This window comes from Auritidibacter sp. NML100628 (assembly GCF_003185985.1).
GTDB lineage: Bacteria > Actinomycetota > Actinomycetes > Actinomycetales > Micrococcaceae > Auritidibacter > Auritidibacter ignavus.
Window position 1 is genome coordinate 327,784 of sequence record NZ_QHLP01000001.1, and the last position, 13,889, is coordinate 341,672.

The following is a 13,889-nucleotide window of genomic DNA, read 5'->3' on the forward strand; positions in this document are numbered from 1 at the left end:
TCCAATCTGCGCTCGGGAGTGCCCAAAACCATGTTGCTCGCTAAACGTCCTCGCGGCGGTTCTCTGTGGCCCCGCCTGTCTGCTGTGGCGGTCTGTGGCGCACTGGTTTTGACCGGCTGTTCCGACGAAAATTCGAACCCCGAATCCCTCGGTCCCGGAGGGACAGTCAACGTTCAAAAGCCCGATGACGATGGCTACACCTCCCTGCCGATCAGCTTGGTTGCACTGTCAGGTAATTACCCGCCAAATACCACCGGGAACACCTTTGGTTGCGAAGACCTGTTGGTTTCGGTCCAGTCCGCTCCCACCCTGGTGGAGAACGAGACCGATACGGTCAAACAGGCTGTGCAGTTTTTGCTGGATGACCAGCACTACCGTCACGGCGATCCGCCATTTACCAATTCCGTGGTGTTCTCTCGGGATTCGCTGCAGGTTGAGGAAACCACCATCGACGGTGATACGGTAACCGTAAAGCTGTCTGGAGAGGTGGTCACCCGTAGCGACTGCGAGTCGCAACGCATTCTGGCGCAATTGAAGCAGACAGCCGAGCGGGCAGCGCATGTCTCACAATCAAAGATTACCGTCAACGACCAGCCCCTCAATGAGGTGCTCGGCATCGCTGATATTGAGCTGGGCGAGGAAATCACCACGGAGTCCTAGATCATGTCTCATTCCCCCACTGTCCCACGACTGGGGGCGGAATTTGCCCACACGCTCCCAGAGCTCAGCGTTCCTTTCTCCCCCCAGCCGGGCCCGGCTCCCCAGATGCTGTTACTCAATACTCAACTGGCAGAGGATCTCGGACTCGACCCGGACTTGCTGAGCTCAGACCCAGGCCTGCAGTTCCTCCTGGGCCAACACCTGGACGAGGATGCTGTCCCGGTGGCACAGAACTATGCCGGTCACCAGTTCGGCGCTTTTTCTCCGGTCTTAGGCGATGGCCGGGCTGTGCTGTTGGGCGAGCTCACCTGCTCTGCCACCGGACGTCGTGTTGACCTCCACCTGAAGGGGTCAGGGTTGACCCCGTTTGGGGCCGCCCGGGCCGGGGATGGCAAGGCGGTGCTCGGCCCGGTGCTGCGCGAGTATCTGATCAGTGAAGCCATGCATGCGCTCGGAATTGCTACCGCCCGCGCCCTGGCCGTCATCCTCACCGGTGAACGAGTTGTGCGGGGGCGCGAGACTCAACCGGGAGCGATCCTCGTGCGTGTCGCTGACTCTCATCTTCGCGTTGGTAGCGTGCAGCTGGCCCGCCACGTCAAACCGCGTTCAGACCAGTCCGAAGAGGTCCTGGACCGTCTGATACGACTAGCGCTCACCCGACATGCCCCGGACCGTCTGGAATCTGATCGACCCGCGGCTCAGGAGCTCTTGGCCCACACCGTGCACGCCCAAGCCGAGCTGGTGGCCTCGTGGATGCGACTGGGATTCGTGCACGGGGTGATGAACACGGACAATATGACCTTGAGCGGTCAGACGATTGATTATGGCCCCTGTGCTTTCGTGGACCGCTTCGACCCCACCGCAGTGTTTAGCTCCATTGATACCAACGGCCGGTATGCTTTCGGCAATCAACCAGCGGTGGCCGAGTGGAATCTCTCCCGCTTGGCCGAGGCGCTGTTGCCGAAGATTGATCCTGACCCGAACCGGGCCCTGGAGATCGCTGAGCACCAGGTGCGCGAATTTGCCCCGGCGTTTGTCGACGCGTATGAACGAGGTTTGGCCGCGAAAGTCGGGCTGGCCGAACGCTACGACGACGACCACCGCGTCCGTGAACTGGTGCGCGAGCTTCCCGAGCTGTGGCAAGAAACCCGGGTGGATCTCACCCAGTTCTTCCTCGGCCTCAGCAGGCTGGCAGGGACCATAGACGAGACCGACACCGATGTCCTCGGTGAGACCGAACGGGCCCGGACGTGGCTCACCCAGTGGCGAGCGCTCGAACCGGAAACCTCCGGACTACAGGCCCTCAACCCGCGCTATATTCCGCGCAACCATCTGGTGGAAGAAGCCCTAGCGGACTCGGTGAGCGAGGTTGTCGCCCGACGAGATCGGGTCAGCGACAGTTTCACCACGCTGTGGGACCTGGTGACCCACCCCTACGACTGGAAACCAGATACCGAACGCTTTGAGCAACCGGCTCCGGAGAGTTTCACTCACAGTTTCCAGACCTTCTGCGGGACCTAGCCCACCGACCGTAACCAGCTCACTACCCTGAAGGAACCAGGCGAGGGTCGTCGGTGGTGATCACATCAACTCCGAGCTCGGTGACCCGTTGGACGTCCGCGACGGTGTTGACCGTATAGACACTGAGCGCCATGCCGTGTTCGTGCACTGCCCGTACTGTGGTGGCATCCAGGGTGCGGTGGTTCGTCCCCATCGACAGGCAATGGCGTGCCGCATCGATCACTACGTGCCGGCTGGGGGGCTGATCGACCAAATATTGACCGTGTAGCCCTGGAACTCCGGCAACCACATCCCGGATGGTGGCGTGGTCGAAACTGATGCAACGCAGTCGGTGTTGCGCCACCAGCGCGGAGAAAACCGGGTCCTGGGTGAGCCGGCCGATGAGCAGCTGGATGATCCCCGGCGAATGTGCTGGTTCTTTGACTTCCACAAACAGCTGCGCGTGATCGCCGAGTAGCTGGGGCACCTGATCAAGGGTGGGGATGCGTTCGCCGGACAGCCCCTGTGGGCCGCGCAGTTGCAACTGGGAGAGTTCCTCGTAGCTGAAAGAACTCAGGGTGAGATGGTGTCGTTCGGGAAACACCTCGTCGATATTCGTGGTGCGCTGTAACAGACGGTCGTGGAAAACCACCGGAACCCCGTCAGCCGATAGCTGCACGTCGATTTCAACCGCATCCGCGCCAGCATCCAGGCCGGCCCGCAGAGCCAGCAGAGAATTCTCCGGTGCCAGCAGTGAGGCTCCCCGGTGGCCTACGACCAGTGGCCGGTCCCGGTGGCGGTCAGGAACACTCACAACTGAAATCTCCCGCGCTCGCGTCGACGGTGAGTTGAGCCCAGTGGTCGTTATGCTCCCAACGTAGCTGCACCATCGTTTCGGTGGCTTCAACCACCGAGAAGACGCCCTGGAAGGCTGGGTGCTGGTTGCGCCACTGCATGAGCTGGAGCAACCGTTGATTGACGTCGCGTGACATCAATCGTTCGACCTGCTCGGCGGTGAAATAACTACGGTTGATGTCGCGGCCCACGCCGGTGGAGGTCAACAATTCCATATCGTTGTCGGCAACCAGCGCGCCCATGTAGTACACCTGTGGGATACCGGGCAGGAAGAACTGGATGGCTCGTGCGGTGAGATAGCGTTGGTCATCCCGACCGAGCGCGTCGTAGTAGGTCGAGTTGACCTGGTAGAGGTCCAGGTTTGAGGCCGCTGCACCGGTGGCCAACCGGGATTGGCCGTCCGAGAGCCGGTGGATTGTTCCCACCAGTGCATCAACGTCGGCGTCTTGCAGCAGTCCCGGACGATGGGGGTTGAGCTGGTCTGGCCCCACATCGATCACACCGATTCCGTCGTGAGTGTCCAGGACCGTGATCGCGTTGGTCGGACGCACCCGGATCCATTCGCTCAGCGCAGCGACGGACCCCGTGGTGAGAGTGTGGAGCAACAGTGGTGGCAAAGCAAAGTCGTAGACCCAATCCACGCGCGAGGCGATCTCGAGCTGAGTCTGGTAGTAGGAGTGGATCTCGACAAGAACTTCCATGCCCAGCTGGTGGGCTTGTTCCGTGAGTCTGCCGATGAACTCGAAGGTCTCGGGCATCATGAATGAGCTGGCCCCGGCCTGTTTGAAGGCATATCCCACCGCGTCCATGCGGATCAATTTCACGCCCGCTTCAGCCAGCTGGTGCAAGATCTCGGTGAGGTACTGTGCACCGTGATCGGAGTTGATATCAATGTCGATCTGTTCAGAGGTGAAGGTGGTCCACAGCAGGCGAGGTTGGCCGGCGACCCGGTAGAGGCTGAAGGGCAGTCCCGGCCGTGGCCGGTAGATGGCTAACAGCTGGTCCTCGGTCGCTCCCTCGGGGAAGATCCCGGAGTAGGACAAGAACATATCGGCATACTCAGAGTCGGCGCCATGGGCAAGAAAGTCTTGGAATTGCGGGGAGCGGGCTGAGACGTGGTTGACGATCATGTCGGAGCACAGATCGTAGGCCTCCGCCACGGAAGCCACATCCGGCCAGTCGCCCAATCGCGGGTCGACTTCGCGGTGGTCGATGGGGTCAAAGCCGGCATCAGCGCCGTCATAGGTGCGAAAGTACGGCAATAAGTGGACACCCGTGAACGCGCCCGGGAAGTAGGTATCGATCCAGCGACGGGTAGTGAGCAGATCACCGCCGAAGCGGTTGGCGTAGACAATCAGTTGCACGCCATTCCGCAAGGTGGTGGCAGGGGTGCGGGATTCCGGCAGTGGTGAGGTGGTCATAACCGATTTCTGAGTCGCTGGGCCACATCGGGCCATTCGGGTGCGGTGATCGAAAAGTGCTCGATATCCACCAGATTACCGTCGCTGGCGAATCGAAAGCTACGAAACGTCTGCTCCTCGCCGGCACCACGTTGACCGATGGTTACCACCCAGCGGTCGTTGGGTGGTTGCGCGCATTGCGCCGTGCGTTAGTCGGTGCCGGTATCAAAGGCAGCCGAAAGTCCCAACTCGTCGGAGGTCTCATCGGGCTGGCCGGTAGCGGAGGCAATATCGGCGGCGCCTCCGACCTCGAGTTCACCCATCAGCTCACCGGTCGGGCCGGTGACCATACCGGTGGTGGCATACCGCTCCAGTCGAGACCGGGAGTCAGCGATGTCCAGGTTGCGCATCGTCAGCTGGCCGATGCGGTCTTCGGGGCCGAAGGCGGCAGAGCCGACGCGTTCCATCGACAGCTTCTCCGGGTGGTAGGAAAGGTTCTCACCGGTGGTATCCAGGATGGTGTAGTCATCACCGCGACGCAGACGCAACGTGACCTCACCGGTCACTGCCGAGCCCACCCAGCGTTGTAGCGATTCGCGCAACATCAGCGACTGCGGGTCGAACCAACGACCCTCGTACATCATCCGTCCGAGCTTACGACCCAGCGTGAAGTAGTTATCGAGGGTGTCCTCGTTGTGAATGGCGTTGAGCAACCGTTCGTAAGTCACGTGCAATAGAGCCATCCCCGGAGCCTCGTAGATGCCGCGAGACTTGGCCTCAATGATGCGGTTTTCGATCTGGTCGGAGACGCCGAGACCGTGACGGCCACCGATTTCATTGGCCTTATAGACCAGCGCCACGGGGTCTTCGAAGCGCTCACCGTTGATGCTCACCGGGCGTCCGGCTTCAAAACCGACCGAGACTTCCTCCGAGGGAACCTCGATCTCTTCGCGCCAGGTGGGGATACCCATGATCGGTTCAACAATATCCAGGCCGGTGTTGAGGAACTCCAGTTGCTTAGCCTCGTGGGTGGCGCCCCAAATATTGGCGTCAGTGGAGTAGGCCTTCTCAGCTGAATCGCGGTAGGGGTAGCCGTGCTCAACCAGCCACTCGCTCATTTCTTGACGGCCACCTAGCTCATCCACAAAGGCAGCATCCAGCCAGGGCTTGTAGATCTGCAACTTGGGGTTGGCCATCAGGCCATAGCGGTAGAACCGCTCAATGTCATTGCCCTTATAGGTGGAGCCATCACCCCAGATGTCAACGCCGTCTTCTTTCATAGCGCGCACCAGCATGGTGCCGGTCACGGCACGACCCAGCGGGGTGGTGTTGAAGTACGTCTTCCCCCCAGAGCGGACGTTGAACGCACCGCAGGCTAGGGCAACAAACCCTTCTTCCACCAGTGGCTTCTTGGCGTCCACGAAACGAGCGATTTCGGCACCGTAGTCCTTGGCACGCTGGGTGACGCCTTCCAGGTCCGGTTCATCGTACTGGCCAATATCGGCGGTGTAGGTGCACGGCGTAGCACCCTTTTCCCGCATCCAAGCCACAGCACAGGACGTATCGAGACCTCCAGAAAAGGCAATTCCGACGCGTTCACCTGTGGGCAGAGAAGACAAAACCTTAGACATAACTCCTACCTTATCGCCCAGGGGCCGGTTGACCGGAATTCTTAACCCATTATGAGCCTGACCCGGGTTCTAGCCTCAAGACTGGGGCAACACTAGGCTGTCAGACATGACCGATCAGCGCTCTTCCAGCAAGCACTCCGCCGATTTCGAACCCTTGCAGAACTGGCTTGCTCCGGGCGAGACGCGAGAGCAGAACCAGGGTCTGATTATTGGTGGAAACCCGACCACCGGCCCGTATGCGCTCGTGTACTTCTCGGCAGCAAAAACCCAGCCACTGGCGATCTTCTCCGACCGGGACGACGCGGTGGCTACGGTGTCTCTGATCAATAGTCTGACCACGTCACCGGCCAGCTCCCGGATCGGTGGGTCACACGTGCGCGACGCTGAGACCTCCCAAGCTCCCGGGGTGCAATACCTTGGTTTCACGCTGACCACCAACGAGGAAAATAAGCCGGTTCCAGACACCACCAAGCCGGTGGCTCGGATGTGGGTCCTACCCCATCGGCAGATGGAAGCCATTGCCCTGATGGAAGTTGATGGCCCTAACGGCCACCGAGCCCTGTGCCGGTTCTTGGATGACGAGGCGGCCAATCTCTTCGTGTCCACCATGGACGCCATCTTCGCCAGCATCTCGAACCGGGTTGCCTAAGCCACTATGTCGAGCCTGTAGGACACCGACACCACCGGACTCGCACGCGAGCCCCCTCCGCCCCGGCTCATATTGTTGAACAAGATCTTGCAGATATTGTTCAACAACCTGTAAGCTACCCTCACAATATGCGTGACTCAGTTCACGTCACGGAGATACCATTCACCCGCGGAGGCCGCTGTGTCCAACACCCACGAAGAGGCAGGTCCCACCACGACCGCTGTATCCGAACAAGAACCCACCGTCTCGGAAACCACCAAAAAATCCAAAAAGCCCAAGAATGTTCGTCGCACCGCCCTGTTGGGCGCGATGTTCTTAATGGCCACCAGCTCGATTGGTCCGGGGTTTATCACCCAGACCGCCAACTTCACCGTTCAGCTCGGGGCCGCCTTCGCATTTGCGATCTTGGCGTCGATCCTCATCGATATCTGTGTGCAACTCAACGTCTGGCGCGTTATCGGTCTGTCCGGGATGCGCGCCCAAGAACTGGGCAATAAAGTTCTCCCCGGCATCGGCTGGGTGCTAGCCGGCTTGGTCTTCATCGGCGGCGCGGTGTTCAACATCGGTAACATCGCCGGCGCAGGACTAGGCACCAACGCCATGTTCGGAGCAGATGCCCGTATCGGTGGCGCCATCTCGGCCGTGCTGGCTATCCTGATCTTCCTCTCCAAGCGCGCCGGTATGGCCCTGGACCGCATTGTGGTGATCTTAGGCGCCGTGATGATTCTGCTCATGCTCTACGTCGCCATCGTCGCTGCCCCACCGGTAGGCGAAGCCTTAAAGAACACCGTGATGCCCGAGCAGGTCGATATGTTGGTGATCACCACACTGGTCGGCGGTACGGTGGGTGGCTATATCACCTTTGCCGGCGCCCACCGCATGATCGATTCCGGCATTCGCGGACCCGAGTCCGTCCGTCAGATCACCAACACCTCCATTCTCGGTATTGTCGTCACCGGTGTGATGCGCGTGCTATTGTTCCTGGCCATCCTCGGTGTGGTTGCCTCCGGCGTCACGCTGGCGGCCGATAACGTGGCTGCCGATGCGTTCCGCCACGCCGCCGGCGAGATTGGCTTGCGGCTATTCGGTATTGTGCTCTGGGCTGCCGCGTTGACCTCGGTCATTGGCGCCGCCTATACCTCGGTTACCTTCATCACCCGTTCTGACGGTAGCGTGAAGGTCCGCAACTGGCTCACCATCGGGTTGATCGGTGTCTGCACGGTGATCTTCTTATTCGTCGGCCAGGCCCCACAACAGTTACTGATCTTTGCCGGTGCCTTCAACGGCCTGATTCTGCCGATTGGTTTCGGGGTGCTGCTGTGGGTGGCCTGGCGTCGTCGCGACCTGTTGCAGGGTTATCACTACCCGCGCTGGCTGGTGGTGATCGGAACCCTGGCCTGGGTGCTCACGCTCGTGCTGGCCGTTACCTCGTTCCTGCCCGCCATCGAGCTGATGACCGGTAACGCAGCATGACACTAACCCCCGCTCACGCCCGCCAAGCATTCCGTGCAGGACGGTTATCTCCCACCGCGGGACTGTGCGATGGTTATGCCCAGGCGAACCTGCTGATCGTGCCGCGTCACTACGCTTTCGATCTCTTGCTCTTCGCTCAGCGCAATCCGAAGCCCATGCCGGTGCTAGGAGTCCTGGAGCCGGGTCAGACGAGCTCGGAGCTGATCCCCGACGGAGATATCCGCACCGATGCACCCCAATACCGGGTTTACCGCCACGGCCAGTTGGTCGATGAGCCCCAGGACATCACCGGGCTGTGGCGGGACGATCTGGTCAGTTTCCTCATCGGCTGTTCGTTCACCTTCGAACGTGCCTTGGCTCAGGCGGGCATTCCGCTCGCTCATCAGCTCCACGGGCGGAATGTGCCCATGTATACCACCACTGTGCCGTGTCGGCCCGCCGGAGCAATCCGCGGGCCATTGGTGGTGTCGATGCGCCCGATTCCTGCCGAGCACATCGCCGAGGCGGTACGGATTACCTCTCGCTACCCGGCCGTGCACGGGGCCCCGGTCCATATTGGCGCCCCCGAACAGATCGGGATTACCGACCTGTATTCCCCGGATTTCGGAGATCCGCCAGCCGAGATCCCGCAGGGCTGGTTACCGGTATTCTGGGCCTGCGGTGTCACTCCTCAGGCGGCGGTGATGGAGTCAGCACCCGATCTGGCCATCGGGCACGCGCCCGGACACATGATGATCACCGATGCCCGGGATGCCGACTACCAGGTTCCCTAACCGGGTGTCCTCACGACGTGGTGCCGGCGCCTCGTCGCTGAGCGGTTCTGGATCGTTTTGGGACTGGGACATAAAGGTCAGCAACAGTGATTCAGCCCGAACGAAATAGGGCGGAATCAACGCCGCAGCTTCTTCGCGCTGGTCCTGTAGCAAGCAGGTGACCACGTGCCGGTTGTCGTCGACAAACATCGAGTGAAAATCGGGAATTTCGGCCATGCCGTGAAAAACCAACCGCACTCTGGCCAGGGTGCGGTCCATGAGTTGAATCAACGAGGTGGACCCGGTCATCGAGGCAATGGTTTCGTGCACCAGCTGATTGACATCGGCCATTTTCGACACGGCCCCGGCCTCCCGGTAGTCCAGCGCCGCCGTGGTGGCCTCATCCAGGGTGCGTAGCTGCTCATCGGTGAGATGACCCCACATGATAGCGGCCGGTTCAATCATGCGACGCAGTTGATAGATTTCGCGCACATCCTCGTGGGTGGGTCGAGCAACGAACACGCCACGGTGCGGGATTTTCTCGACGAGCCCGTCTTCGCCCAGCAAGTGAAAGGCCTCACGCAAAGTGTTGCGGGAAATGCTCAGGCGGTCGGCCAGCCGGTGCTCGCCTAATCTAGTGCCGGGCACTAACTGGCCGTGGGAGATCTCAGCGCGCAACCTCGCGGCAGCTCGCTCGGCTGCCCCACTGAGCTTACTCACAGTGTCCTAGTTCCTCTCCCCGTCTCACGGGATCGCCCTCGTTAAAGGACTCACGCCGGAAGATTCCCGCCGTCGGAGCCCGCAACGTAGTTTCGGTCTTCATCGCTTCAACGACCACAACCGGGTCTGCGGTCTCAACCTGATCGCCGTCAGCGACTAACCACTTGACGATACTACCGTTCATGGGGGCAGTCAACGCTGTTGCTGACCGTTCAGTCGTAGCATCCTGGCCGGTCGAGTCGTCATCGGTAGCCCCGCCAGAACCGTGGCGCAGGGCACGGTAGAGCTCCTCGGGCAGACCCAAGGCGTGTGCTTTACCGTCCAGAGTGATGGTGATTTCTCGTCGTGCCGAACCTGGATGGGTCAGATAAGGCGAAGCCTGCAGTTCAGGGGTAAACTCGTCTTCAATCCAGGTGGTATAGACCCCGAACGCTTCGGTACTGGTGAAGTCCTCGGTCTCCAGCACCGCTTGGTGGAAGCCCACCACAGTCGGCACCCCGGTAATCACCAGTTCTTTTAGGGCCTGGCGCGCCCGAATCAGCGCTTGTTCGCGATTGGCACCGGTGATAATCAGCTTGGCCAGCATGGAATCATATTCCCCGGGAACCACTGAGCCGGAGACCACCCCGCTGTCCAGGCGCACGCCCGGACCGGTAGGAGACTCGAACCGCTCCACGGTCCCGGGACTGGGCACAAAGCCCAACGCGGGGTCTTCGGCGTTGAGCCGGAATTCAAAACTGTGCCCGGTGGGTTCGGGAGTTTCCGTGAAGCTCAGTGGCAGTCCGGCAGCAATCCGGAACTGCTCGGCGACCAGATCGACCCCGGTGGTTTGTTCGGTGACGGGGTGTTCGACCTGCAACCGGGTATTGACCTCCAAAAACGAGATCAGCCCGTCGGGAGCCACGAGGTATTCCACGGTGCCGGCACCGGTATAACCGGCCGCCCGACAAATATCCTCGGCCGAGTCGTGAATCCGCTGGCGTTGTTCCGGGCTCAACCAGGGGGCTGGAGCTTCCTCAATGAGTTTCTGGTTGCGTCGCTGCAGTGAGCAGTCGCGGGTACCGACCACGACCACATTGCCGTGAGTATCGGCCACGACCTGGGCTTCGACGTGGCGGGGCCGCTGTAAGAAGCGCTCAACAAAGCACTCGCCGCGACCGAAAGCGGTGCGAGCTTCACGCACCGCCGAATCGTAAGCGGATTCGATGTCATCGACACGGTGGACGATCTTCATGCCGCGTCCGCCACCGCCGAAGGCGGCTTTAATGGCGATCGGTAGGCCGTGTTCTTCACCGAAGGCTCGAGCCTCATCGGCAGATTCCACCGGACCGTCCGAGCCGGGAACCAGCGGGGCGCCCACCTCAACGGCCAGCGCCCGGGCGGAGAGCTTATCTCCCAGGGTGGCAATGGCGTCGGGGCTGGGACCGATCCAGGTCAGTCCGGCCTCGATCACGGCACGGGCGAAATCGGCGTTTTCTGACAGGAACCCGTACCCGGGATGCACCGCGTCGGCCCCGGACCGGCGGGCGATCTCCAGGATTTTGTCGATATTTAGGTAGGTGTCGGCCGAAGCGGATCCCTCCAGCGCGTAGGCTTCATCGGCCACCGCGACGTGCAGGGACTCAGCATCGGGGTCAGAGAAGATCGCCACCGAGGCCAGATGACAGTCGCGGGCTGCCCGGGCAACGCGCACCGCGATTTCGCCACGGTTGGCGATCAGGACTTTGGACATCCGCCCGGAGAGTTGCTGGACTGTGGTGGCGATGGAGTCAGTGTTGGTCATGGTGGGTGTCCTTGCCTGGGTTGTCATCAGTTGTCTCGTCATCAATCTGGAACCTCACGGTGGCTCCGGGTGGCAATTGCGCGGCTAGGTCCAGGTCGTCCTCAGTCACCACACCGATCACCGGATACCCACCGGTGACGGGATGGTCGGCCAAAAACAGCACCGGCAGACCCGATGGGGGGACTTGCAGGGCTCCGGTCACGGCTGGTTCAGACGGCAGTTCCGCGTCCTGAACCCGTTGTAGCGCGGTGCCACCCTCGGAAAGTTCGAACCGCACGCCGATGCGGTTGGAGTCGTCGGAGACCCGCCAGGGTTGGCCAGTCAGCTGTTCCAGTCCGGCGGGACCGAACCAGTCATCGCGTGGCCCGGGGAGCACCCGCAGTACGGTAGCTGGCCCGTCGACTCTCGGCAGAGTGGGGTGCACTGCTGGTTCGGCAGTTCCGGTGGCGGCTAGGGGGTGTTGGGGTTTATTGACCGCAAGAACGGCGCCTTCCCGCACCGATTCTGGTCCGATGCCCGACAGCGTGTCGGTAGCGCGACTGCCAAGCTGGTCGGTCGCCTCCAGGCCGCCTCGGACCGCCAGGTAGGTGCGTAGCCCGGCCTCAGGGGTGGGAAGGTGCAGGTGTTCACCGTCGAAGAGCGCAAAAGCTGCGTTGACCGGAGCCTGCCGAGAACCCGTCGGTGCGGTCTCCGGGGCCCAGATCTGTGCAGGGGTGTCGGTTCCGGTGAGTGCCAGCACGTGGTGCCCGTGGGCTTGGATCGTCAGCCCGCCCATGAGCACTTCAAGGACGGCGGCCTCGGAGTCGTTACCGACCAGCCGGTTGGCTTGCCGAGCCGCGGCCCGATCGGCCACCCCGGAGTGGCTGACTCCCAGATCGGCGTAGCCGGGCCGCCCCAGGTCCTGCACCAAGGTCTGGAGTCCGGTGGTGATAATTTCCAGCCCGTGTTGCGGTGTTGCGGTGGCACTGAGTTTCTCGTGTGGTTGCTCACCAGACCGGTGATCGGTGGAGTTCTGGGTGGTGGTCAGCCGTTCCCGGACGGCTTGATACTGAACGCGGTCACCGGGGGCAACCAGCGCTGGAGAGGACCGGTCAAGATCCCACATCACCGCGTTGGTGTGACCCAGAAGTTGCCACCCGCCCGGTGAGGCTTGGGGATAGACGGCGGAGAATTCTCCCGCCACGGCCACCGACTGTGCGGGTACCCGTGTCCGCGGCGTTCGCCGACGAGGAATGGAATAGCTGTCGCCGGTGGAAACCAGGTAGGTGAATCCTGGGGCGAAACCCCCGAAGGCACCCAACCATGTGGTGCCGGTGTGCCAGTTGATCAGCTCATCGGCACTCATGGACAACTGGGTGGCGACTTCGCAGAGATCTGCACCGTCATACACCACCTCGACGGTGATCAACGCGCCGTCGTGCGATGCGGCATCCGATAAGTTCCACTGGCTGATGTCTTCGGCGGCGTGGCGGGCTTCGGCGTCGGTGTCAAAGAATATCCCCACGGTGCGAGCTGCGGCCAGGACTTCGCGTTGGCCTGCGACCGGGTGGGTGGACAGGCGCTGGTGGAGCGCCATGACCTGATCGATATCGGCGCATTCCACCAGAAAGCAACGACGACCGGCCCAGCGGATGGTCGGGGCGCTCATGCGAAGGACTCGATCGTCACACCGGCTTCTTCCAGGCCACGACGCACCGCGGCAGCCATCGACACTGCCCCGGGTGTGTCGCTGTGAACGCAGATGCTACCGGCGTTGACCTGTATCTCTGTGCCATCAACGGCTTCAATGATGCCTTCAGTGGCCAGACGCACCATCCGGTGGACGACCTCCTGCTCGTCGTGGAGCACCGCGCCGGGTTGTCGGCGGGAGACCAGCGTCCCCTCCGGGGTGTAACCCCGATCGGCAAACGCTTCATAGACCACGGGCAGTCCCGCTGATTCGGCCAGGGAGGCGGCAATAGAGCCGGGCAGAAGCAACAGTGTCAGTCCGTGACCGTGGGTGACCAGCGCATCGACCACAGCTTCGGCGTGTTCGCGGTGGTTGACGATGGTGTTATACAGCGCGCCATGGGGTTTGACATAGGCCACCCGGGTACCAGCTGCTGTGGCCATCGCATCGAGGGCCCCGATCTGATAGAGCACGTCGTTGCGTAGCTGGTGAGGATCCTCATCCAAGAAACGACGTCCGAATCCAGCGAAGTCGTTGTAGGAAACATGGGCGCCCACCGTGAGCCCGCGCGCAGCTGCCAACTGGCAGGTGTTGAGCATAATGGAGGGGTCGCCCGCGTGAAACCCACAGGCCACATTGGCCGACGACACTGAGGAGAAAATCGCAGCGTCATCACCCATGGTGTAGTTCCCGAAAGACTCTCCCACATCACTGTTGATATCGATCGTGAGTTTGTGCTCAGCGTTCACGACGTGTCCTCCGTCTCATCTCGGGTGGTGTAGATCTCCAGAATGCCA

12 protein-coding genes are annotated in these 13,889 nt (G+C 61.5%); 5 read left to right on the forward strand and 7 right to left on the reverse strand.

Annotated features, from left to right (window positions below; genetic code table 11):
* The first annotated feature begins 30 nt into the window (after positions 1–30).
* Positions 31–660 carry a GerMN domain-containing protein gene (locus DCC24_RS01570; protein ID WP_110098142.1) on the forward strand — a complete coding sequence of 210 codons (630 nt, stop codon included), beginning with the start codon at positions 31–33 and terminating at the stop codon, positions 658–660.
* A 3-nt stretch (positions 661–663) separates the two neighbouring features.
* Entirely contained in the window at positions 664–2,181 is a 1,518-nt protein-coding gene (locus DCC24_RS01575; protein WP_110098143.1) for a YdiU family protein, read from the forward strand.
* 22 nt (positions 2,182–2,203) lie between these two features.
* Here DCC24_RS01575 and DCC24_RS01580 read toward each other — a convergent pair whose 3' ends face one another.
* The 3 genes from DCC24_RS01580 to argG form a co-directional block, all read right to left on the reverse strand.
* Complete coding sequence (locus tag DCC24_RS01580) at positions 2,204–2,974, reverse strand: glycerophosphodiester phosphodiesterase (protein WP_158524567.1); 771 nt, start codon at positions 2,972–2,974, stop codon at positions 2,204–2,206.
* On the reverse strand, positions 2,961–4,436 hold the full coding sequence (gene gtfA, locus DCC24_RS01585) for a sucrose phosphorylase (protein ID WP_199446156.1): 1,476 nt from the start codon (positions 4,434–4,436) through the stop codon (positions 2,961–2,963). The genes DCC24_RS01580 and gtfA overlap by 14 nt, the downstream gene beginning before the upstream one ends.
* Before the next feature lie 188 nt (positions 4,437–4,624).
* On the reverse strand, positions 4,625–6,046 hold the full coding sequence (argG, locus tag DCC24_RS01590) for an argininosuccinate synthase (protein ID WP_110098145.1): 1,422 nt from the start codon (positions 6,044–6,046) through the stop codon (positions 4,625–4,627).
* Positions 6,047–6,152: 106 nt separating this feature from the next.
* Here argG and DCC24_RS01595 point away from each other — a divergent pair, with 106 nt between their 5' ends.
* The 3 genes from DCC24_RS01595 to DCC24_RS01605 all read left to right on the forward strand — a co-directional run bounded on the left by DCC24_RS01595 (position 6,153) and on the right by DCC24_RS01605 (position 8,941).
* Positions 6,153–6,695, forward strand: a complete 543-nt coding sequence (locus DCC24_RS01595; RefSeq protein ID WP_110098146.1) for a hypothetical protein — start codon at positions 6,153–6,155, stop codon at positions 6,693–6,695.
* Positions 6,696–6,992: 297 nt separating this feature from the next.
* Entirely contained in the window at positions 6,993–8,168 is a 1,176-nt protein-coding gene (locus DCC24_RS01600) for an NRAMP family divalent metal transporter (protein WP_233242879.1), read from the forward strand.
* Positions 8,165–8,941, forward strand: coding sequence for a putative hydro-lyase (locus DCC24_RS01605; RefSeq protein WP_110098147.1), 777 nt, complete (start codon positions 8,165–8,167; stop codon positions 8,939–8,941). Before DCC24_RS01600 ends, DCC24_RS01605 begins: the two co-directional genes overlap by 4 nt.
* Here the strand turns inward: DCC24_RS01605 and DCC24_RS01610 are convergent.
* The 4 genes from DCC24_RS01610 to DCC24_RS01625 are packed head-to-tail and all read right to left on the reverse strand — an operon-like array spanning position 8,858 to position 13,841.
* Positions 8,858–9,640, reverse strand: a complete 783-nt coding sequence (locus DCC24_RS01610; RefSeq protein ID WP_110098148.1) for a GntR family transcriptional regulator — start codon at positions 9,638–9,640, stop codon at positions 8,858–8,860. The two genes, DCC24_RS01605 and DCC24_RS01610, sit on opposite strands and share 84 nt — an antisense overlap.
* Positions 9,633–11,372 (reverse strand): biotin carboxylase N-terminal domain-containing protein, encoded by a 1,740-nt coding sequence (locus DCC24_RS01615; protein ID WP_110098206.1) that lies wholly within the window; start codon positions 11,370–11,372, stop codon positions 9,633–9,635. The genes DCC24_RS01610 and DCC24_RS01615 overlap by 8 nt, the downstream gene beginning before the upstream one ends.
* A 37-nt stretch (positions 11,373–11,409) precedes the next feature.
* Complete coding sequence (locus DCC24_RS01620) at positions 11,410–13,071, reverse strand: 5-oxoprolinase/urea amidolyase family protein (protein WP_110098149.1); 1,662 nt, start codon at positions 13,069–13,071, stop codon at positions 11,410–11,412.
* A complete protein-coding gene (locus tag DCC24_RS01625; protein WP_255410774.1) occupies positions 13,068–13,841 on the reverse strand; it encodes a LamB/YcsF family protein in 774 nt (257 codons plus the stop codon). The genes DCC24_RS01620 and DCC24_RS01625 overlap by 4 nt, the downstream gene beginning before the upstream one ends.
* Positions 13,842–13,889 lie beyond the last annotated feature (48 nt).

Bases quoted from the DNA above. Each gene is read 5' to 3' on its own strand.
- DCC24_RS01605 (WP_110098147.1), top strand. From the start codon at position 8,165: ATGACACTAACCCCCGCTCACGCCCGCCAAGCATTCCGTGCAGGACGG.
- DCC24_RS01620 (WP_110098149.1), bottom strand. From the start codon at position 13,071: ATGAGCGCCCCGACCATCCGCTGGGCCGGTCGTCGTTGCTTTCTGGTG.
- DCC24_RS01615 (WP_110098206.1), bottom strand. From the start codon at position 11,372: ATGTCCAAAGTCCTGATCGCCAACCGTGGCGAAATCGCGGTGCGCGTT.
- DCC24_RS01570 (WP_110098142.1), top strand. From the start codon at position 31: ATGTTGCTCGCTAAACGTCCTCGCGGCGGTTCTCTGTGGCCCCGCCTG.
- argG (WP_110098145.1), bottom strand. From the start codon at position 6,046: ATGTCTAAGGTTTTGTCTTCTCTGCCCACAGGTGAACGCGTCGGAATT.
- DCC24_RS01575 (WP_110098143.1), top strand. From the start codon at position 664: ATGTCTCATTCCCCCACTGTCCCACGACTGGGGGCGGAATTTGCCCAC.
- gtfA (WP_199446156.1), bottom strand. From the start codon at position 4,436: ATGACCACCTCACCACTGCCGGAATCCCGCACCCCTGCCACCACCTTG.
- DCC24_RS01595 (WP_110098146.1), top strand. From the start codon at position 6,153: ATGACCGATCAGCGCTCTTCCAGCAAGCACTCCGCCGATTTCGAACCC.